The organism is Curtobacterium sp. MCPF17_003 (genome assembly GCF_003224385.1).
In the GTDB taxonomy this organism is placed as follows: Bacteria; Actinomycetota; Actinomycetes; order Actinomycetales; family Microbacteriaceae; genus Curtobacterium; species Curtobacterium flaccumfaciens.
Window position 1 is genome coordinate 201,765 of sequence record NZ_QKLC01000005.1, and the last position, 20,121, is coordinate 221,885.

The 20,121-nt window shown below is 71.5% G+C and carries 19 protein-coding genes and 1 pseudogene; 8 read left to right on the forward strand and 12 right to left on the reverse strand.

The window, feature by feature from the left end; all coding sequences use genetic code 11:
- Positions 1-297 precede the first annotated feature (297 nt).
- The 3 genes from dhaK to dhaM all read left to right on the forward strand — a co-directional run bounded on the left by dhaK (position 298) and on the right by dhaM (position 2,732).
- Complete coding sequence (gene dhaK, locus DEJ30_RS07535) at positions 298-1,299, forward strand: dihydroxyacetone kinase subunit DhaK (RefSeq protein WP_110860042.1); 1,002 nt, start codon at positions 298-300, stop codon at positions 1,297-1,299.
- A 75-nt stretch (positions 1,300-1,374) separates the two neighbouring features.
- Entirely contained in the window at positions 1,375-2,001 is a 627-nt protein-coding gene (gene dhaL, locus DEJ30_RS07540) for a dihydroxyacetone kinase subunit DhaL (RefSeq protein ID WP_110860044.1), read from the forward strand.
- Entirely contained in the window at positions 1,998-2,732 is a 735-nt protein-coding gene (gene dhaM / locus DEJ30_RS07545; RefSeq protein ID WP_110860046.1) for a dihydroxyacetone kinase phosphoryl donor subunit DhaM, read from the forward strand. The genes dhaL and dhaM overlap by 4 nt, the downstream gene beginning before the upstream one ends.
- Positions 2,733-2,774: 42 nt before the next feature.
- On the opposite strand, the gene DEJ30_RS07550 is transcribed toward dhaM, so the two are convergent.
- Complete coding sequence (locus tag DEJ30_RS07550; RefSeq protein WP_110860048.1) at positions 2,775-3,353, reverse strand: TetR/AcrR family transcriptional regulator C-terminal domain-containing protein; 579 nt, start codon at positions 3,351-3,353, stop codon at positions 2,775-2,777.
- Positions 3,354-3,407: 54 nt separating this feature from the next.
- Between DEJ30_RS07550 and DEJ30_RS07555 the strand changes: the two genes are divergently transcribed.
- Entirely contained in the window at positions 3,408-4,628 is a 1,221-nt protein-coding gene (locus tag DEJ30_RS07555; RefSeq protein ID WP_110860050.1) for a beta-ketoacyl synthase, read from the forward strand.
- Here the strand turns inward: DEJ30_RS07555 and DEJ30_RS07560 are convergent.
- Complete coding sequence (locus DEJ30_RS07560) at positions 4,615-5,448, reverse strand: helix-turn-helix domain-containing protein (protein ID WP_181420043.1); 834 nt, start codon at positions 5,446-5,448, stop codon at positions 4,615-4,617. The two genes, DEJ30_RS07555 and DEJ30_RS07560, sit on opposite strands and share 14 nt — an antisense overlap.
- Before the next feature lie 102 nt (positions 5,449-5,550).
- Here DEJ30_RS07560 and DEJ30_RS07565 point away from each other — a divergent pair, with 102 nt between their 5' ends.
- Positions 5,551-6,231 carry an SDR family NAD(P)-dependent oxidoreductase gene (locus DEJ30_RS07565; protein WP_110860054.1) on the forward strand — a complete coding sequence of 227 codons (681 nt, stop codon included), beginning with the start codon at positions 5,551-5,553 and terminating at the stop codon, positions 6,229-6,231.
- Between the two features lie 15 nt (positions 6,232-6,246).
- Here DEJ30_RS07565 and DEJ30_RS07570 read toward each other — a convergent pair whose 3' ends face one another.
- On the reverse strand, positions 6,247-6,687 hold the full coding sequence (locus DEJ30_RS07570) for a GNAT family N-acetyltransferase (RefSeq protein WP_110860056.1): 441 nt from the start codon (positions 6,685-6,687) through the stop codon (positions 6,247-6,249).
- A 210-nt stretch (positions 6,688-6,897) separates the two neighbouring features.
- On the opposite strand from DEJ30_RS07570, the gene DEJ30_RS07575 reads away from it, so the two are divergent.
- Positions 6,898-7,929: an alcohol dehydrogenase catalytic domain-containing protein gene (locus DEJ30_RS07575; protein WP_110860058.1), complete on the forward strand. Its 1,032-nt coding sequence runs from the start codon at positions 6,898-6,900 to the stop codon at positions 7,927-7,929.
- A 16-nt stretch (positions 7,930-7,945) separates the two neighbouring features.
- On the opposite strand, the gene DEJ30_RS07580 is transcribed toward DEJ30_RS07575, so the two are convergent.
- From DEJ30_RS07580 to DEJ30_RS07595, 5 genes are all read right to left on the reverse strand, one after another.
- Positions 7,946-8,593: a copper resistance CopC family protein gene (locus tag DEJ30_RS07580; protein ID WP_110860060.1), complete on the reverse strand. Its 648-nt coding sequence runs from the start codon at positions 8,591-8,593 to the stop codon at positions 7,946-7,948.
- A 186-nt stretch (positions 8,594-8,779) separates the two neighbouring features.
- Positions 8,780-8,935: a hypothetical protein gene (locus DEJ30_RS18105; protein ID WP_163343611.1), complete on the reverse strand. Its 156-nt coding sequence runs from the start codon at positions 8,933-8,935 to the stop codon at positions 8,780-8,782.
- Positions 8,936-9,078: 143 nt separating this feature from the next.
- Complete coding sequence (locus DEJ30_RS07585) at positions 9,079-11,472, reverse strand: excinuclease ABC subunit UvrA (protein ID WP_110860062.1); 2,394 nt, start codon at positions 11,470-11,472, stop codon at positions 9,079-9,081.
- Between the two features lie 91 nt (positions 11,473-11,563).
- Positions 11,564-12,016, reverse strand: a complete 453-nt coding sequence (locus DEJ30_RS07590; RefSeq protein WP_110860064.1) for an NUDIX hydrolase — start codon at positions 12,014-12,016, stop codon at positions 11,564-11,566.
- A 10-nt stretch (positions 12,017-12,026) separates the two neighbouring features.
- A complete protein-coding gene (locus tag DEJ30_RS07595) occupies positions 12,027-12,788 on the reverse strand; it encodes an SDR family oxidoreductase (protein ID WP_110860066.1) in 762 nt (253 codons plus the stop codon).
- Between the two features lie 154 nt (positions 12,789-12,942).
- On the opposite strand from DEJ30_RS07595, the gene DEJ30_RS07600 reads away from it, so the two are divergent.
- Together DEJ30_RS07600 and DEJ30_RS07605 are read left to right on the forward strand one after the other, a co-directional pair.
- Entirely contained in the window at positions 12,943-13,416 is a 474-nt protein-coding gene (locus tag DEJ30_RS07600) for an NfeD family protein (RefSeq protein ID WP_110860068.1), read from the forward strand.
- Between the two features lie 20 nt (positions 13,417-13,436).
- A pseudogene (locus DEJ30_RS07605) lies at positions 13,437-14,318 on the forward strand (SPFH domain-containing protein); the annotation flags it as partial.
- 372 nt (positions 14,319-14,690) lie between these two features.
- Here the strand turns inward: DEJ30_RS07605 and DEJ30_RS07610 are convergent.
- The 4 genes from DEJ30_RS07610 to tatC form a co-directional block, all read right to left on the reverse strand.
- The gene (locus tag DEJ30_RS07610; RefSeq protein WP_027465636.1) at positions 14,691-15,041 is read right to left on the reverse strand and encodes an RNA polymerase-binding protein RbpA; all 351 of its coding nucleotides are present in this window, start codon (positions 15,039-15,041) and stop codon (positions 14,691-14,693) included.
- Positions 15,042-15,151: 110 nt separating this feature from the next.
- Positions 15,152-16,744 carry an apolipoprotein N-acyltransferase gene (gene lnt, locus DEJ30_RS07615; protein ID WP_258369861.1) on the reverse strand — a complete coding sequence of 531 codons (1,593 nt, stop codon included), beginning with the start codon at positions 16,742-16,744 and terminating at the stop codon, positions 15,152-15,154.
- An 11-nt stretch (positions 16,745-16,755) separates the two neighbouring features.
- On the reverse strand, positions 16,756-19,194 hold the full coding sequence (locus DEJ30_RS07620) for an RNA helicase (RefSeq protein ID WP_110860074.1): 2,439 nt from the start codon (positions 19,192-19,194) through the stop codon (positions 16,756-16,758).
- A complete protein-coding gene (gene tatC, locus DEJ30_RS07625) occupies positions 19,191-19,943 on the reverse strand; it encodes a twin-arginine translocase subunit TatC (protein ID WP_110860107.1) in 753 nt (250 codons plus the stop codon). The genes DEJ30_RS07620 and tatC overlap by 4 nt, the downstream gene beginning before the upstream one ends.
- Between the last annotated feature and the right edge of the window lie 178 nt (positions 19,944-20,121).

Sequence of the window (20,121 nt, forward strand, 5' to 3'; positions counted from 1 at the left end):
GAGGTGGGGGTCCGGCCGTGCTGCGCCGCACTCCCCGTTGAGTGATTGAGGCCAACCATAGTGATGCGGTTCCCGGCCCGGCGATGAATTCGTGGGCGAAGTGCGACATCGTGCACGAACGTGCAGGACGAGTGTCCCCTGCACGATCCCGAGCCGGTGACGCGTCCTCGGGGCGCTGCACGAACGTGCACGGGGAGCGGACGGCTGCCCGTGTCGTCGATGTAGATTGGGCGCACTCCGGTCGACGACGCGCGGTGTGACCGCCACGGTTCGACCTCGTACCCGTGGAGGCACCGCATGAAGAAGCTCATCAACGACCCGCAGGCCGTGGTCGAGGAGACCGTCCGGGGATTCGCCCGGGCACACGCCGGACACGTCGTCCTGGTCGAGGACCCGATCCACCTGCACCGCGCCGACGCGCCCGTCTCCGGCAAGGTCGGGATCGTCAGCGGCGGTGGCAGTGGTCACGAGCCGCTGCACGCCGGCTTCGTCGGGTACGGCATGCTCGACGCCGCGGTGCCCGGCCCGGTGTTCACGAGCCCGACGCCCGATCCGATCGTCGCCGCGACGAAGGCCGTGGACGGCGGTGCGGGCGTGCTGCACATCGTCAAGAACTACACCGGCGACGTGCTCAACTTCGAGACGGCCGCCGAGCTCGCGGCGATGGACGACGTCCGCGTCGAGTCCGTCGTGGTGGACGACGACGTCGCGGTGCAGGACTCCCTGTTCACCGCCGGCCGCCGCGGTGTCGCCGGGACCGTCGTGGTGGAGAAGTGCGCCGGCGCCGCCGCCGAGCGCGGGGACGACCTGGACGCGGTCGCCGCCGTGGCCCGGCACGTCAACGACGTCACACGGTCGATGGGGCTCGCGCTGGCGTCGGGCACCGTCCCGCACGCGGGGGAGCCGTCGTTCGTGCTGGCCGACGACGAGGTCGAGCTCGGCATCGGCATCCACGGCGAGCCGGGCCGCGAGCGGATCGCGATGGCACCGGCGGACGAGCTGGTCGACCGCGTGCTCGAACCGATCCTGACCGACCTCGACGCCCCGGCCGGGTCGTCGGTGCTGCTCCTGGTGAACGGCATGGGCGGCACCCCGCTGTCCGAGCTCTACATCGCGTACCGACGCGCCGCCGAGGTCCTCTCCGACCGCGGCTACCGGGTCACGCGTAGTTTGGTCGGCGACTACGTCACGTCCCTCGAGATGCAGGGGTTCTCGCTCACCGTCACGGTGCTCGACGACGAACTCACGGCCCTCTGGGACGCCCCGGTGGAGACCCCGGCAATGCGCTGGGGACGCTGAGCGATCGAGGACGGCCGCTCGACCACCGGACCACGAAACCTGGCCTCCCGGGCCGGACACACGAAGGGAACCGCATTGGCGCTCGACACCGCATGGGCCATCGAATGGGTCCGTCGCACCGCCGCGACGATCGACGAACACCGCGCCGAGCTCGTCACGCTCGACCGTGAGATCGGGGACGGCGACCACGGCGAGAACCTCGACCGCGGGTTCCGGGCCGTGCTCGAGGCCGTCGACTCCGGGTCCTTCGACACCCCGGGTGCCGTGCTCAAGACCATCGCGACGAAGCTCATCTCGACCGTGGGCGGGGCGGCCGGCCCGCTCTTCGGCACCGCCTACCTGAAGGCGGCGCAGGCCGCCGGTGACGCGGCCGAGCTCGACGCGGACACCCTCGTCGCCGTCCTCACCGCCGCCCGCGACGGGGTCGTGTCCCGCGGCAAGGCCGCGGTCGGCGACAAGACGATGGTCGACGCGTGGAGCCCCGCGGTCGACGCCGCAGCTGCGGCGGCCGGTGCCGGCGACGACCCGAAGGCCGTGCTCGCCGCAGCAGCCGACGCCGCCGCGCAGGGTGCGGCGGACACCGAGCCGCTCGTCGCCCACAAGGGCCGTGCGAGCTACCTCGGCGACCGCGCGATCGGGTACCGCGACCCCGGTGCGCAGTCGACCGCGTACATCCTGCGCGCAGCGGTGGACGCAGCGTGACCGTCGGCATCCTGGTCGTCTCGCACAGCGCGGCGATCGCGACCGGCACCGTCGAGCTGGCCCGGCAGATGGCTGCGGACGTGCCGCTCGTCGCCGCGGGCGGCACGGACGACGGCGGGATCGGCACCTCGTTCGAGGCGATCACCGCCGGCATCGAGGAGCTCGCCGAGGCGGACGCCGTCGTGGTGCTGTGCGACCTCGGCTCCGCCTACCTGACGACCGACACCGCGCTCGACTTCCTGGACGACGACGTCCGTGCTCGCGTCCACGTGTCGCAGGCCCCGTTGGTCGAGGGGACGGTGGCCGCCGCGGTCGCCGCCCAGACCGGCGGTGACGCCGACGCGGTCCTGGCCGCCGCGGCATCGGCCGCGGCTTCCGAGGCGGACGCGAGCAGCGCCTCCGATCCGTCTGGCGACCAGCCTGGAGGCACGGGGCCGGCCGACGGGGCTGCCCCCGTCGACGACGCGGCCGGCTCCGACCGCGTCAGCGCGTCGGTCGAGCTGGTGAACGAGACCGGGCTCCACGCCCGGCCCGCCGCGGAGTTCGTGAAGACGGCGGCGAAGTACGACGCGAGCGTGCACGTCAACGGCGTGGACGCGAAGAGCCTGCTGGCGATCATGGCCCTGGCGCTGCCGAAGGGGGCGACGGTGTCGATCGACGCGACCGGGCAGGACGCCCGGGCCGCGGTCGACGCCCTGGTGGAACTGGTCCGGTCCGGCTTCGGCGAGTGACACCGCCGCCGGGGGAGACCCCGGCGGCGGTGTCCGCTCCGGTCAACGGATCGAAATCGTCCCCGCCAGGTCGAGGTCCGAGGGGCCGCCGGTGACCCCGGCGTCCGCGAGCAGGGTGGCACCGAACACGGCGCTCCAGAACGTGCGGGCGTCACGGGCGACGCCGCTCGGGCTCGTCCAGCCCTGGTCGGCGACGACGCGTTCCAGGTAGCGCTCGGACTGCCGGAACAGCACGGCGAGCAGCAGACGCACGCGCTCACGCTGCGCCGGGTCGTCCCCGGCGGCCCCGAGCGCGCGCACCACGAGCGGGGTCGACGGCATCGCGAGGGCGGTGCGGGCGAGGACCTGGCGGAACGACCCCGGCGAGCGGGCACGACGGCCGGCCGCCTGCAGTCGCGTGGTGTCGCGGAGGAACAGCGCGAACGCGGCGTCGAGCACCAGGCGGTCCTTCGAGCCGTAGTGGTGCGTGATCTGGTTCGGGTAGACGCCAGCGGCCCGGGCGATCTCGCTGACGGTGATGCTCCGAGCACCCGCGCTCAGCAGTCCGGCCGTCGCGGCGAGGATCTTCGCCCGGGTCGCCGCGCCGCGTGCCGTGCCGGAGCCGTCCACCGTGGTTGCCATGTCCGAATTGTACGTGGTACAACTCAACTTGTTCAACGTACAAGAGGAGTTCCCGTGGACATCGTCATCACCGGCTACGGCGCGGTCTCACCCTTCGGCCACGGCGTCGCGCCGCTCTGGGACGCCCTGGTGGCCGGTCGCTCCGGCGTCCGAGCCCTGCACCGTGACGGAGCGCTCTGGGAACAGGTGCCGATCCGGGTCGGGGCCGATGCCGCACTCGACGCCGAGGGGTCGCTCGGGCGCGTCCGCGCGAACCGCCTCGACCGCAGTCAGCAGCTGGCGCTCGTCGCCGCGGACGAAGCCTGGTCCGACGCCGGTGCCCCCGCGGTGGAGGGCGACCGCCTCGCCGTGGTGATCGGCACCGGGATCGGGGGAGTGGAGACGCTCCTCGACGCCCACGACGTGCTCGGTGCGTCCGGTGCCCGGCGGGTCTCACCGCGCACGGTGCCGATGCTCATGGCGAACGGTGCCGCCGCGCAGATCAGCATCGCGTACGGGGCGCGGGGCGGCGCTTACACGACGGTGTCGGCCTGCGCCTCGGGTGCCGAGGCCATCGCCACCGCCGCGCGACTCATCGCCACCGGTGAGGCCGACGTCGTCATCACCGGCGGCACCGAAGCCGCGGTCACCCCGGTGACGATGGCGTCGTTCGCCCAGTCGCAGGCACTCGCGAAGCCCGACGGCGACGACCCGACGACCCTGTCACGGCCGTTCGACGCCGACCGCCGCGGCTTCGTGCTCGGCGAGGGCGCCGGCATCGTCGTGCTCGAGCGTGCCGACCACGCCGCCGCCCGAGGCCAGCGGTCGCACGGCACGCTCGCCGGGTGGGGGATCACCTCGGACGCGCACCACATCACCGCACCGCTGACGGACGGCAGCGAGCAGGAGCGGGCCATGCGCGCCGCGATCCGGATGGCGGGACTCACCGGCGGCGACGTCGACCACGTGAACGCGCACGCCACGGGCACCCCCGTCGGCGACGTCGGCGAGGCGGCCGCCGTCAGTCGTGCGGTGGGGACCGGCGCGCTGGTCACCGCACCGAAGAGCGCGATCGGGCACATGTTCGGCGCCGCCGGCGCGGTCGAGGCGATCCTGACCCTGCGGGCGCTCGAGACCGGGACCGTGCCACCGACCCTGAACCTCGACCGGCTCGACCCCGCGGTGGACCTCGACGTCGTCTCCGGCACCGCCCGGACGGCGCCGCTCCGTGCGGCGTTGAACAACTCGTTCGGGTTCGGCGGTCAGAACGCGTCGCTGGTGTTCACCGCGGCGTGAGCTCCTGCAGGCCGGTGACCCGGAGCAGGTCGAGCTTCGCGGCGTCCTCGGAGCCCGGCACGACCGTGTAGACGACGATCCGCAGGTCACCGCCCGGCACGCTCAGCACGTCGCAGTCGATCTCCACCGGCCCGACCGGCGTGTGCACGACCTTGCGGCTCGCACGGTGCTCGGCGATCCGGCCGGTCTCCCAGCGGCGGGCGAACTCCGGAGACTCCCGCAGCAGCCGTTCGACCAGGTCCGCCAGGTCACGGTCCGCCGGGTAGCGGCCGTAGGCCTGCCGCAGATCGGCGGCGAGGTCGCTCGAGAACTCCTCCTGGTGCTCGTCGTCCCAGTCCACCCCGTCGTGCTCCTGCATGAAGTGCCGCCACACCAGGTTGCGCTCGAGTCCGACGTACCGAGAGGGGTCGCCGTTCACCGCGGCCCACAGCTCGTTCCAGAGCACGATGTCGTGGGTCGCCGTGAACACCGCGAGCGGGACGTCGCCGAGCCGGTCCACCAGCCGCTGCACGCCGGGCGTGATGTGCCGCGGCACCACCTGACGCGACGGCGGGGCGACGCCGGCCACCCGGCACAGGTGGTCCCGCTCCTCGGACGACAGCCGGAGCGCCGTCGCGAGGGCGGCGAGCAGCTGCGGTGACGGGTTCGTCGCCCGGCCCTGCTCGAGGCGGACGACGTAGTCGACACTCACGCCCGCCAGCGCGGCGAGCTCCTCACGGCGGAGGCCCGGGGTCCGTCTGCCGGGGCCGGCCGGCAGGCCGACCGCCTCGGGGCGCACCCGGTCACGCCAGGAACGCAACACGTTCGCGAACTCGCTCATGTCCACCATCATCGCCCCGCGCCTCCTGTCCGTCCTGGTACTGCCGGTCCCACCGTCGCACCGTGCCTGGGGGACCCTGGCCGGCGGGGGCAGGCTGGACGCATGACAACGACACTGATCACCGGGGCCAACCGCAGCCTCGGACTCGAGACCGCACGCCGACTGCTCGAAGCCGGCCACACCGTCTACGCCGGCATGCGCGACCCGGCGAGCGGCGACGACGCTCGCGCACTCGGCGCCCACGTCGTGCAGCTGGACGTCACCGACCAGGCCAGCATCGACGCGGCGATCGCGACGATCCCCGCGCTCGACGTCCTCGTCAACAACGCCGGGATCCTCGGCACCTCGTTCGGGGTCGACGACCTCGACGCGAGCGCGATGGCGACCGTGCTCGACACCAACGTCACCGGCATCGTCCGGGTGACCCAGGCCGCGCTGCCCCTGCTGCGACGCTCGGCAGCACCCGTCATCGTGAACGTCTCGTCGGGGGTGGGGTTCCCGCGCTGGCTGACGACGCCGGGGCACGACGAGTACGGGGTCCCGGCGGTGCCGTACGCGGCGTCGAAGGCGGCCGTGATCGCGTTGACCGTGCAGTACGCGAAGAACCTGCCCGGGTTCCGGGTGAACGCGAGCGACCCGGGCTACACCGCGACGGAGTTCAACGGGTTCGGCGGACACCAGACGATCACCGAGGGCACCGACGCCACCGTCATGCTCGCGACGATCGGCACCGACGGGCCGACGGGGGAGTTCCACAACCGCGAGGGCCGCATCGAGTACTGAGTGGCAGCGCTGGCGTCAGTCGTGCACGTCGGCGCCGAACCCCGGCCCGGGCCGCATCATCCAGCCGTCCGGGTCGGGCAGCGGGCGGAACCCGAACCGCTCGTACAGCCCGTGGGCATCCGCGGTGAACAGGGCGAAGCGCTTCAAGCCGAGCGGCTCGACCGCCTCGGTCACGCCGCGCACGAGTGCGACCCCGACGCCGCGGCCCCGGGCGTCGGGGTCCACGAACACGTCGGCGAGCCACCCGAACGTCACGCCGTCGGTGATCACCCGCGCGTAGCCGAGCTGCTCGCCGGTCGTCGCGTCGTACACGCCGAAGTTCCGGGAGCCGGCGACGATCGCCTCCTGCGTCGCCCGGTCACGCCCACGGGCCCAGTACGACTCCTCGCTCAGCCAGCGGTGCACGCGGTCGACGTCCAGGTCGTCGGGGTCGGCGGAGAAGCGCAGATCGGTCACGCGACGAGTCAACCGGCGGACGCGCCCCCGGCGCAACGGCCGATCGGGTCGGGGTGGACCGCTCGCGTGGTCGGTTGGACGGGTGGCTGTCGACCTGGAGGCCCGTGGGGACCCCGACGCACGGGTCGCGTCGGGCGGTTGGTCGCGCTGGTCCGCCGCCCCTCGTCCGCCGTCCGGCGTCCGTCGTCCGTCTTCTGTCAGGATGGCCGCATGCGCGCCGTCCAGTACGCCCAGTTCGGTTCCGTCCCCTCGATCGTCGACCTGCCGGAACCGGTCGCGCCCGACCACGGCGTCGTCGTCCGGGTGGCTGCCACCGGTGTGTGCCGCAGCGACTGGCACGCGTGGAAGGGGCACGACGACTCGGTCCGGCTGCCGCACGTGCCCGGCCACGAGTTCGCCGGCGTCGTCGCGGCGATCGGTGCGGGCGTCCAGCGCTTCACCGTCGGCGACCGCGTCACGGCCCCGTTCGTGTTCGCCTGCGGGACCTGCGCCGAATGCCTCGACGGCGCCACGCAGGTGTGCACCGCCCAGCAGCAGCCCGGGTTCGACCTGCAGGGCTCGTACGCGGACTCCCTGGTCGTCCCGCACGCCGACCTCAACCTCGTCGCACTGCCCGACGCCGTGGACTTCGCGGTGGCGGCGGCACTGGGCTGCCGGTTCGGCACCGCGTTCCACGCGCTGCACGCCCGAGGGCGCGTGGCCGCAGGGGAGTGGGTCGTGGTCTACGGGTGCGGGGGAGTCGGGCTCTCGGCGGTCATGGTCGCCGTGGCCGCCGGCGCGCACGTGGTCGCCGTCGACGTCTCCGTGGCCGCACTCGAACGTGCCGCCGCGCTGGGCGCCGACACCGTGCTGATGGACACCGATGCCGTCACCGCGGTCCGATCCCGCACCGGCGGTGGAGCGCACGTCTCGCTCGACGCCTACGGCAGCCGCGCCACCTCCGTCGCCGCCGTGGCGTCCCTTGGTCCGCGCGGCCGACACGTGCAGGTCGGGCTGCTCCTCGACGACGAAGCCGCTCCGGCGATCCCGATGGGCCGGGTCATCGCGGACGAACTCGAGCTGCTCGGCAGCCACGGCGCACCGGTCGGGGAGTACGGCGCGATGCTCGACGCCGTCGTGGCCGGGCGACTGCGTCCGGAGCAGACGATCGGCCGCACGATCGGCTTCGACGACCTGCCCGAGGCGCTCGTCGCGATGGACCGACCGGCAACGTCGTCGGGCATGACCGTCGCGGTGTTCTGAGGCTCGGGCGCTTCCGTCAGCCCTCGGTCCGCGCGTCTGCGCCGCGGCGGATGCGGAGCACGACCGCGCCGATGACCAGCACCGCCAGGATCGCGACGACCCCGAACAGGAGCGCCTGGCCGCCGTGCCCGTGCGCGTGCGTGCCGGTGCCGGAGCCGGTGTTCGATGCTGCTGCCGCTGCCGTGGGATCCGAGGACGGCGTGGGTGCGGGCGCGGCCGTCGGGCTGGTCGTGGGCGGGAGAACGGACTGCGATGCGGCCGGTTCCACCGTGAACGCGAGCTGCCCCTCGATCGGGTGGCCGTCGGGGGAGACGTACCGCCAGACGACGGTGTGCGGGCCGGTCGAGAGCGACACCGCCTTCGACATCGAGGTGCCTTCGACGGTCACCGCTCCGGAGGACTCGTCGGCACCGCCGTCGTCGCGAACCTCGATGCGCAGACCGGCTTCGAGCCCGGCCAACGGCGCCTCGTTGAAGGTGAGTGTCACTCGCTCGAGGTTGGCGGCCACCGTGGCGCCGTCCGCCGGATCACTCGAGGTCAGTGCTGCGTGCGCGGAGGCAGGTGTCGCGCCGACCAGCACGAGGAACGCGGACAGGGCGACGGCGAACAGGACCCGGGGCGTCGCGGTTGGTGAGTGGCGTTGGTCATCTCGGTGATCGTGCACGCGTCCACGCTAGGGAAGCGATGTCGAGCGTCCCGTCAGCCGGGCGGTCCCGGTAGTGATCTCTGAGTTGACATAATATGCATTATCGGCGCGCGGGTGGGTGCATCGGATGAGCCCTGCGTGAGCAGAAGAGGTCGAGTCCGACGAACGGACTCGACCTCTTCTGCTCACTGGGAGACGACGGCGTCAGTCGGCGGGCTTCGTCGGGACGTCGTCGGCGTCGATCTCGAGCGCCGCCGGCTCGCCGCCCTGTTCCTCCAGGGTGTCCTGGTCGGTGTCGGGCTGTTCCGGCGACTCGCTCTGCGTGGTCTCTTCGGCTGGGTCAGGCTGGCTGTAGCTCATGCGCCGGACGGTACGCCCGGGTTCCTGAACAGCGGCAAGCTCGGCGCCGGAGACACCGGTGAGCAGCAATGGTCGAGTCCATCCGCTGGACGCGACCATTGCTGCTCACGATGCGACGCGCACCACTCACAGGTTCCCCCGGCTCAGGCTCCGACGTACGCCGCCAGGTGCTGCCCGGTCAGCGTCGACCGTGCCGCCACGAGCTCGGCGGGCGTCCCCTCGAACACGATGCGCCCGCCGTCGTGCCCGGCGCCCGGCCCGAGGTCGATGATCCAGTCGGCGTGCGCCATCACGGCCTGGTGGTGTTCGATCACGACGACCGTCCGACCGGCGTCGACGAGCCGGTCGAGCAGACCGAGCAACTGGTCGACGTCGGCCAGGTGCAGGCCGGTGGTCGGCTCGTCGAGCACCACGACGCCGCTGCGGTCACCGAGGTGCGTCGCGAGTTTCAGCCGCTGCCGCTCTCCCCCGGACAACGTGGTGAGCGGCTGTCCGATCGTCAGGTACCCGAGACCCACGTCGGCGAGCCGGGCGAGGATCGTGTGGGCCGCCGGCAGTGCGGACTCCCCCGCCGCGAAGAACGCCAGCGCGTCGGCGACGGACATGCCGAGCACCTCGCTGATGTCCTTCCCGCCCAGGTGGTACCCGAGCACGGACTGGTCGAACCGCTTGCCGTCGCACTCGACGCAGGGGCTCGCGACGCCCGCCATCATGCCGAGGTCGGTGTACACGACACCGGCACCGTTGCACGCCGGGCAAGCACCCTCCGAGTTGGCGCTGAACAGTGCGGGCTTGACACCGTTGGCCTTCGCGAAGGCCTTGCGGATCGGCTCGAGCAGGCCGGTGTACGTCGCCGGGTTGCTCCGCCGCGAGCCACGGATCCCGCTCTGGTCGATGGCGACCACGTCGTCGCGGCGGGCCAGCGACCCGTGGATGAGGGTGCTCTTGCCCGAGCCGGCGACCCCCGTGACGACGGTCAGCACCCCGGTGGGCACGTCCACGTCGACGTCGTGCAGGTTGTGGGCCGAGGCACCGCGGATCGCGATCGCCCCGCCCGGACGACGCACCTCGGACTTCACGGTGACGCGGTCGTCCAGGTGCCGACCGGTCACGGTCCCGCTGGCACGCAGCCCGTCGACGGGCCCCTGGTAGCAGAGCGTCCCACCGCCGGACCCGGCACCGGGGCCGAGGTCGACGACGTGGTCGGCGATCGCGATGACCTCGGGCTTGCGCTCGACGACCAGGACGGTGTTGCCCTTGTCGCGCAACCGGACGAGCAGTTCGTTCATCCGCTCGATGTCGTGCGGGTGCAGCCCCGTGCTCGGCTCGTCGAACACGTAGGTGACGTCGCTGAGCGAGGAGCCGAGGTGCTTCACCATCTTCACGCGCTGCCCCTCTCCCCCGGACAGCGTGCCGGTCGGGCGGTCGAGCGACAGGTAGCCGAGTCCGATCTCGACGAAGGACTCGAGCAGGTCGCGGAGCCCCTCGAGCAACGGCCCGACCCCGGGGTCGTCGAGACCCCGCAGCCAGGTGACGGCATCGGTGATCTGCATCGCGCAGACGTCCGCGATGCTGCGGCCCGCGATCTTCGACGAGCGGGCGGTGTCGTTCAACCGGGTGCCGTCGCAGGCCGGACACGTCGTGAAGGTCACCGCACGGTCGACGAATGCCCGGATGTGCGGCTGCATCGCCTCCCGGTCCTTCTGCAGGAACGACCGACGGACCCGGTGCACGAGCCCCTCGTAGGTCATGTTGATGCCGGCGATCTTCTGCTTCGTCGGCTCGCGGTACAGGAAGTCCTGCCGCTCCTGCTCGGTGAAGTCGCGGATCGGGGTGTCCCGGTCGAAGTAGCCCGACTCGGCGTACAGCCGCACGTTCCACCCGTCGGTCCCGTACCCGGGGATCGTGAGCGCACCGTCCCCGAGCGACTTCGTGTCGTCGAACAGCTGCGTCAGGTCGATGTCGTTCACCAGCCCCCGACCCTCACATTCGGCGCACATGCCGCCGAGCCGTGTGAACGAGACCTGCTGGGCCTTCGCGTCCGCACCCTTCTGCACCGTGATCGCTCCCCCGGCCGTCACGGTGGCGAGGTTGAACGAGAACGCGTTCGGCCCCCCGATGTGCGGTTGACCGAGTCGGCTGAACAGCACGCGCAGCATCGCGTTCGCGTCCGTGGCGGTGCCGACGGTGGAGCGCGGGTCGGCGCCGATGCGCTCCTGGTCGACGACGATCGCGGTGGTCAGGCCGTCGAGCAGGTCGACGTCCGGCCGCGCGAGCGAGGGCATGAACCCCTGCACGAACGCACTGTAGGTCTCGTTGATCATCCGCTGTGACTCGGCGGCGACGGTGCCGAACACGAGCGAGCTCTTGCCCGAGCCGGAGACCCCGGTGAACACCGTGAGCCGCCGCTTCGGCAGGTCCACGTCGACGTCGCGCAGGTTGTTCGCGCGGGCACCGCGCACCCGGATCCGGTCGTGCCGGTCGGCAGGGTGCGCGTCGGCGCCGGTGGGCTCGTCGTCGACCGGATCGGTGTGCATGCGGGTCAGCGTACCGACGGGAGGCCCGTGGCGGAGCCGCCACGGGCCTCCCGTCCGGTCCGGGGCCGGCCGTCAGGCCGTGGTGCGGTGCTCAGGCGCCGTGACGGCGCACCAGGTCCGGCAGCTCGGCGGGCTCGAACTCCTCGTCGGTCGCGTCGAGTTCGTCGGCGGTCCACCACCGCGAGGCGAGGATGTCGACGCGCTCGTCGTCGGTCCATTCGGCGTCGGACAGTTCGAAGCCTCGCGTGCGGACGACGTAGAACTCGGCGTGCCCGCGGTCGTGGTCGGCGAGGTCCCACTCGACCGTGAAGTCCCAGGACCACACCGGTTCGCCGGGTTCGTCGATGACGATCCCGGTCTCCTCGCGCAGCTCGCGGATCGCGGCGTCGCGGTGGGACTCCCCCGGGTCGACTCCACCGCCAGGCGTGATCCAGCGGTGGGCTCCGTCGGACGACGGCGACTTCGTGTCCATCAGGAACACGCGGCCCTCTGGGTCGAGCAGCAGGATGCGGGAGGTGCGGCGCAGGCCGGGTTTGGCGGTCACCCGCCCGACGTTAGCCGACGAATCCGCTGACGTCGCCGACCAGCTTGGTGTGGTCGGCGGGGATCGGCTCGACGGCGGCCAGGGCGATCTCGGCCGCGAACTCGGACACGCTGTAGAGCTTGCCGACCTCCTGCCGACGACCCTCGATCGCGCCGGGGTTCAGGCGGTTCAGCAGCGTCGCGGTGATCGTGCCCTCGATCATGTCGCCGGAGACGACGACGAACTCGATGCCGGCGGCCTCGAGCTGCGGGATGAGCTCACGGAGGGCGAGTTCTCCGGCGCGCTTGCTCTTCGCGACCGGGACGTACTCGTCCATCGTCTCGGCGGTCTCGACGAAGTGGGCCTGGTGGCTCGTGACGAACACCACGCGGGAGCCGGCGGGCATGTGCGGCACGGCGGTCTGCAACATGTCGACCTGCGCGTCGCGGTTCAGGCGGAGCGCGTAGTCCTCGCCGACGCCGGACTCCATGCCGCCGGAGGCGTTGAGCACGAGCAGGTCGATGCCGCCCCACTCCTGGACGACGGTGTCGACGAGCGCCTGCACGGAGGCGTGATCGGTCAGGTCGGCGCCGACGGCCAGGGCGGAACCGCCCGCCTCGACGATCTTCTCGGCGATCTGCTCCGCGCGCTTGGCCTTGTTGCGATAGTTCACGACGACCTTCGCACCGGCCTCGGCGAGGTACCCGACGGTGTCGGCGCCGATGCCACGGGACGAACCGGTGACGACGGCGCGCTTGTCGGTGAGGGATCCGGGGGCGAGGGGGTTGCTCACAGTCGTGTTCTCCAGGTCTGGTTCCGGCCGGTCGGGCGCTCCGAGCCTACCAATCGCCTGCACGAGGGTCGGACGGCCCTGATATGTTGAACGGAGTTGTACCGGCTGTCGCGACGCAGCGAGCCGCCGCGCGCGACCGAGGGAGGGAGATCGCGTGAACGGAATCGATTGGATCCAGAGCACCGTCTGGATCGGACTGGTGTTGCTCCTGGGCGTGGTCGAGATCTTCACCCTCGACTTCATCTTCATCATGCTCGCGGCGGGTGCCGCCGGCGGGTTGATCGCCGCGCTGCTCGGCGCCCCGTGGTGGCTGTCCGCCATCGTCGCCGCGGTCGCCGCCCTCGTGCTGCTGTCGCTCGTCCGACCGCGCCTGCTCGTGGCGCTCGGCCGCGGTGCCGACCCGCACCGCACCAACGTCGACGGGCTCATCGGGCTCCCCGGCACGGTCGCGGTCGCCTTCACCTCCTCCAGTCCTGGTCAGGTGCGCCTGGCCAACGGCGAGACCTGGAGTGCCCGGTTCGCCGCGGACTCCGTCGACCGCACACCGCCACTCGGGACCCCTGTGGTCGTCGAGTCGATCGAGGGGTCGACCGCGGTCGTGCGCCTCGCAGAAAGGGCCACCTCGTGACCAGCATCTCCCCGGGGACGATCGCACTGCTCGTGCTCATCCTCGTCGTCGTCATCTTCGTGATCGTCGTCCTGGCGAAGGCGATCCGGATCGTCCCCCAGGCCACCGCGGGGATCGTCGAGCGACTCGGCAAGTACCACAAGACCCTCAACCCGGGCTTGAACCTCCTGGTGCCGTTCATCGACCGCCTGCGGCCGTTGCTCGACATGCGCGAGCAGGTCGTCTCGTTCCCGCCGCAGCCCGTGATCACCGAGGACAACCTGGTGGTCTCCATCGACACGGTCGTCTACTTCCAGGTGACCGACGCCCGTGCCGCGACGTACGAGATCGCGAACTACCTCGGCGCCGTCGAGCAGCTCACCACGACCACGCTCCGCAACGTCGTCGGTGGCCTGAACCTCGAAGAGGCACTGACCAGCCGCGACAACATCAACGGCCAGCTCCGCGTCGTCCTCGACGAAGCCACGGGCAAGTGGGGCATCCGTGTCGGCCGAGTCGAGCTCAAGGCGATCGAGCCGCCCGTGTCCATCCAGGACGCCATGGAACAGCAGCTCCGTGCCGAGCGCAGCCGTCGTGCCGCGATCCTGCAGGCCGAGGGCACCAAGCAGTCCCAGATCCTCGAGGCCGAGGGGCAGCGACAGGCGGCGATCCTGGCCGCCGAGGGTGACGCGAAGGCGCAGGTCCTGCGTGCCGAGGGTGAAGCCCAGGCCATCGCGACCGTGTTCGAGGCCATCCACACCGGTGACCCGGACGAGAAGCTGCTGTCCTACCAGTACCTGCAGACCCTGCCGAAGATCGCCGAGGGCACCTCGAACAAGCTCTGGATGATCCCGAGCGAGTTCACCGAGGCCCTGTCCGGCATCGCGAAGGGCTTCAGTGCCAGCCGCGGTGGCGGTGGTGCCGGTCCGATCGGCGGCGCTGCCGGCGGGACGGACTTCCTGTCCCGGATCTCGAAGCTCGCGAACGAGAGCCTGGCGAACACCGCAGCCGCGGACACCACGATGCCGCGTGCGGATGCCAACGCCGCAGACATCGTCCCCGAGTCCGACCTCGACGCGCGCCTGGCCGAGTCGAACCGCAGTGTCGACGCACACCTCGCGGCCGCCGACGACGCGACCGCCGAGCAGGTCGAGGACACTCCGCCCACGCCGGGCGACGACGCCTCCGGTCACCGGACCAGCGACGGCTCCGGTCGGCGCTGACGCTCCGGCACGGACGAACGACGACGCCCGCCCCGGGGAACCGGGGCGGGCGTCGTCGTGTGTTCGGTGGTGTCAGGCGCCGCGTCGTGCGCGGAGGACCTGCAGGCGCTCTTCGAGGAGCTCCTCGAGTTCCTCGCGCGAGCGGCGCTCGAGCAGCATGTCCCAGTGGGTGCGGGGCGCCTTCACGTCCTCTTCGGCGACCTCGACGGGGATCCCGTCGTCACCGAGCAGCCGGCCCTCGCGACCGGAGCGGGGCTCGGACCACGTCTGGGGGACGTCCGCATCAGCGGAAAAGACGATGTCGAACGTCTCACCCGAATCCGTCTGGTAGACCGCACGCTTGCGATCCGAGAGCTCGACGCCCTCTTCGCTCTGGAGACTCTGACTCCCGAGCCGCATGCCGCGGAGACTCCGATCAGCCATGTGTGTGCTCCTCTCGCTCGTCTGCCCTCCACAACACTGTCCCACGCCCCATCAATCCCGTACCGGCGCATTCACAGTCCGTTCCCAGTGGCTGGGCGCGGCGAGTCCGATCAGGAGCGGGTGCGACGACCCCAGGGTGCGCAGGCGAGGAGCACGAGGAGCCCGCCGAGGGAGAGCAGGAGCGTGATCGAGCCGGACAGGATCGACGCGGGGGTGGTGGACGTGCCGAGCGGCACGTCGGTCACCATCGACGTCGCGGTGTACTCCGGCACCCGGTCGATCGTGCGGCCGCTCGGGTCGATGACCTGCGACGCTCCGACGGTCGAGATGTTCACGAGCGACCTGCCGGTCTCGATGGCCCGCATCCGGGCGATCTCGAGCTGCTGCAGGTTCTCGTCGGTGCCCGAGAAGTCGGCGTTGTTCGTCTGCGCGAGGATCACCTGCGCTCCCCCGCGCACCATGTCGGCGGTCAGCCCGTCGTCGACGATGTCGAAGCAGATCGAGATGCCGGCACGGATCCCCGCGACCGACAGGACGTTCGGCTTCGTCCCCGGCGTGTAGTCGCGCTGCAGCAGTCCGATCAGCGACGGCGCGAGCTTGGAGAAGAACCAGCGGTCGGGCACGTACTCGCCGAACGGCACCGGGCGCTTCTTGTCGTAGGACGACTGCCAGCCGTCGGCGGTCCACACGAACGACGTGTTGTGCAGCACCCCCGACGGGGTCTGCGTGATGGCACCCGCCACGATCGGGGCGTCGAGCGACCCCACCACCGAGTCGAGGGCAGAGGCGATGACCGGCTGCTGGCGCGGGTCGTACTCCGCCCCGGCCTCGGGCCAGACGACGAGGTCGACACCCTTCGCGTCCACGTCCGTCGCCGCGACCTGCGCGGCCAGGACGTCGCCGGGCTCCGCACGGTCGAAGTAGCCCGCTGGACCGTTGCCCTGCACCGACTCGACCCGGATCGTGCCGCTCGTCGCGGTCGGCCACGCCGGCACCGCCAGGACCGCCGCGACGAGCAGACCCGCCGTGGCCACCCGCACGGGCAGTCGGAGCGTGATGCCCGGAACACGGGGTGCCACGAGCGCGAGCGACACCACGACCGCGACGCAGTACACGACGACGAACGTCAGCCCGAGGACGCCGACGTACGCCGCCAGGTGCGTGAACGGCCCCTGCGACTGCGACAGGCCGACGCGCCCCCAGGCGAAACCGCCGTACGGCCAGCTTCCCGAGAACCACTCGCGTCCGGTCCAGAGTGCGGCGACGACGGCCGGGAGGCCCCACACGCGTCCGGCGGTCGACCGCACCACGCGCGCGACCCAGCGGTACGCCAGGGCGATGGCGACGCTGCCGAGTGCGAAGAACGCGGCTTCGAGCAGGGCGAGTGCGAACCACGGGACCGGGCCTAGGTAGCGGCCGGCCCACGAGATGGCCGGGATCCAGAACGCCGCGCCGGCGAGGTAGCCGATCCACGCCGCGCGCCGCGCTCGCTGCCCCATCACCGCGAGCAGCATGCAGGCGAGTGCCGGGTAGGCGAGGAACCACCATCCGGGCGACGGGAACGCGAGGGCGAAGAGGATCCCACCGATGACGGCCAACGGCACCGCGGTGCCCAGCGGCAACGCGGCGAACGGGCCGGTCGCGACCGCCCCGCGGCCGACGCGCGCCGGCAGCCCGCGCACACTGGTCTCCGGAACCCGCACCGTGCCTCCTGTCAGACCGCCGCGTAGGCGACGATGCCGCGGCGGACCGCGTCCGTCGCACGTCGGGCGGTCTGGGCGAGCTCGTCGTCGCCGGCGTTCCGGATCTGGTCGAGCAGGTCGATGACCTGCTTCGACCACCGCACGAAGTCGCCGGCCGGCAGGTCGAGGGTGCGGAGGACGTCGTCGAGGGCCGAGCCCGAGGCCCAGCGGAACATGCCGACGGCCATCGCCGGGGTCGGCGGCTGCGAACCGGCCAGGCGCGCCGCGCGCTCGATGTCGTCGAGGCGCGACCAGATGGTCAGCGTCTCGTCGAGCGCGGGGCGGAACGCGCCACGGGGCAGGGCATGCTCCGTGCCGGGCGCGTCCTCGCGGCGGGGCTGGTAGATGATCGTCGCGGCCATGGCGGCGAGCTGTGCCGGGGTGAGGTCCTTCCATACCCCCGCCTCGAGGCACTCGGCGACGAGCAGGTCGCGGTCGCCGTAGATGCGCTGCAGGCGACGGCCGCCCGCTGCCACCGTGGCTTCACCGTTGCCGGCGTCCACCAGGTAGCCGAGCTCGAGCAGGACCTCGGTGACGCGGTCGAACGTCGTCGCGACGGCGCCCGTGCGGGACCGGATCTGCTGGACGAGCTTGTCGTTGGCGCGCTTGAGCTTCCACCAGCGCTCGGACCAGCGGGCATGGGCCTCGCGTTCCGGGCAGGCGTGGCAGGGGTGGCGCTGCAGCTGGCGGCGGACCGCCGTGATCGCGGCTTGGCGTTCCTGTCGGGCCCCGTGCGACGCCTCGCGACCGCCGGGCACGTTCGTGCGCTCGAGGTCGGAGAGTTCACGGCGGAGCGCCGAGTACTCGGTGAAGTCGCCGAGGTGGCACTGCATCGCTTCGCGGTAGCCGTCGAGCGACTCCTGCTGCGAGCGGACCTTGCGGGCGAGGTCCACCACCGACCGGTCGGCCTGGAACTGGGCGAACGACGTCTCGAGTACTTCGCGCGTGCGCTGCCGGCCGAACTGGTCGATCAGGTTGACGGCCATGTTGTACGTCGGCTTGAACGACGAGTTGAGCGGGTAGGTGCGACGGCTGGCCAACGACGCGACGGCCTGCGGGTCGAGCCCGTCGGTCCACTGGATGACCGAGTGCCCCTCGACGTCGATGCCACGACGACCGGCACGACCGGTGAGCTGCGTGTACTCCCCCGGGGTGATCGGCACACGGGCTTCGCCGTTGAACTTCTCGAGCTTCTCGAGCACGACGGTGCGCGCCGGCATGTTCACTCCGAGCGCCAGCGTCTCGGTGGCGAACACGACCTTCAGGAGCTTGCGCTGGAAGAGGTTCTCGACGACCTCCTTGAAGGCGGGGAGCAGGCCGGCGTGGTGCGCCGCGACCCCGCGCTCGAGCCCTTCGAGCCACTCCCAGTAGCCGAGGACGGCCAGGTCTTCGTCGAGCAGGGTGCGGCAGTGGTACTCCGCCGTCTCGCGGATCTCGTTGCGCTCCTGCACCGTCGTCAGGGACAGGCCCGAGCGCAGGACGTTGCGGACACCCTGGTCGCAGCCGTTGCGGCTGAACACGAAGAAGATCGCGGGCAGGAGCATCCGCTCGTCGAGCATGTGCGCGATCTGCTCGCGGTGCACCTTCTCGGTGCGGGGCCCGCGACGCTCAGGGTAGCCACCACGACCGCGCCGGCCACGGTGGCCGCCGCCGTTCCGCTCGCTCCGGGCGCCGCCGCCGACCATCCGGAGCAGTTCCGGGTTCACGCGGTTCGTCGCCGCGGCACCGCTCGAGTCGAACAGGTCGACCATCTTCGAACCGACCAGGACGTGCTGCTCGAGCGGGACCGGACGGTCTTCGGAGACGATGACGTCGGTGTCGCCGCGGACGGTCTGCAGCCAGTCGCCGAACTCCTCGGCGTTGGACACCGTTGCGCTGAGCGAGACGAGGCGGACCTCGGTCGGGAGGTGCAGGATGACCTCTTCCCACACGGCGCCGCGGAACCGGTCGGCGAGGTAGTGCACCTCGTCGAGGACCACCCAGGCGAGGTCGTCGAGCAGGTCCGAGTCCGCGTAGATCATGTTCCGGAGCACCTCGGTCGTCATCACGACGACGCGGGCGCGGGGGTTCACGTTCGTGTCGCCGGTGAGCAGCCCGACCTCGGACTCACCGTAGACGTCGACGAGCTCGGCGTACTTCTGGTTGCTGAGCGCCTTCATCGGCGTCGTGTAGAAGACCTTCGCCGTCGGCTGGCGCATGGCGAGCCAGATGGCGAACTCGGCGACGATGGTCTTGCCGGCTCCGGTCGGGGCGGCGACCAGGACGCTGCGGCCCTGGTCGAGCGAGTCGCATGCGGCGAACTGGAACGGGTCGAGGTCGAACCGCAGGTCCGTCCGGAAGAGCTCGAGGTTGCGCGACCGGTTGCGCACCTTGGCCGCGGCGAACCGCTCGGCCGCACTCGTGCCGCTCACAGGCCGTACTCCTCGTCGAGCTTCGCCTGGCGCTTGGCCAGACGGCGGTCGTGGATCCACGCGATGAAGCAGGCCGCGATGTAGAGCACCACCATCGGGACGGCGAGCAGGAACATCGAGATGACGTCCGCGCTCGGGGTGACGATGGCGCAGAAGACCAGGATGCAGAGGATCGCGACGCGCCAGCTCTTGATGATCGCGGAGGCCGACAGGACCCCGACGAAGTTCAGCAGGACGATGAAGACCGGCAGCACGAAGGCGATGCCCACCGCGACGATGAGCTTGATGACGAAGTCGTAGTACGCCTTCGCGTCGACGATCGAGGTGTCCTGGCTCGACACGAAGCTGCCGAGGATGCCGACCACGTGCGGCAGGATGTACCACCCGAAGTAGCACCCGGCGAAGAACAGCGGGATCGCGGTGCCGAGGAAGCCCCAGACGTACTGCCGCTCGCGCCGGACGAGCGCTGGCACGATGAACGCCCAGATCTGGTAGAGCCAGACCGGGCTCGCGATGACGACACCGATGGTGATCGCGATCTGCAGCTTGAGGTCGAACGCCCCGGTGATCATCGGGAAGTTCAGCTCGGCCGTGTGTCCGCCGACCTTGGCGAGCTCGGTCACCGGTGCCCGCAGCGAGTCGAGCACCCACGGGGTGAGGAACCAGCCGCCGATCGCACCGACGACGATCGCCACGACTGCGCGGAAGAGCCGGTTGCGCAGCTCGATGAGGTGCTGCCCGAGCGACATGCGGCCTTCGGCGTCGGTCTTCTGGCGCCCCTGCCGCTTCGCTCGCCCGCGCGCGGTCGTCGAAGCCATGTCGTCGATCTTACGGGGTCGGGACCGACAGTCCGCCTGGGGTCGGCGCGGCCGCGTGGTGGGCGGGCGAGCGAAGCGGCAGGGGCGCCAGAAGACCGACGCCGAAGGC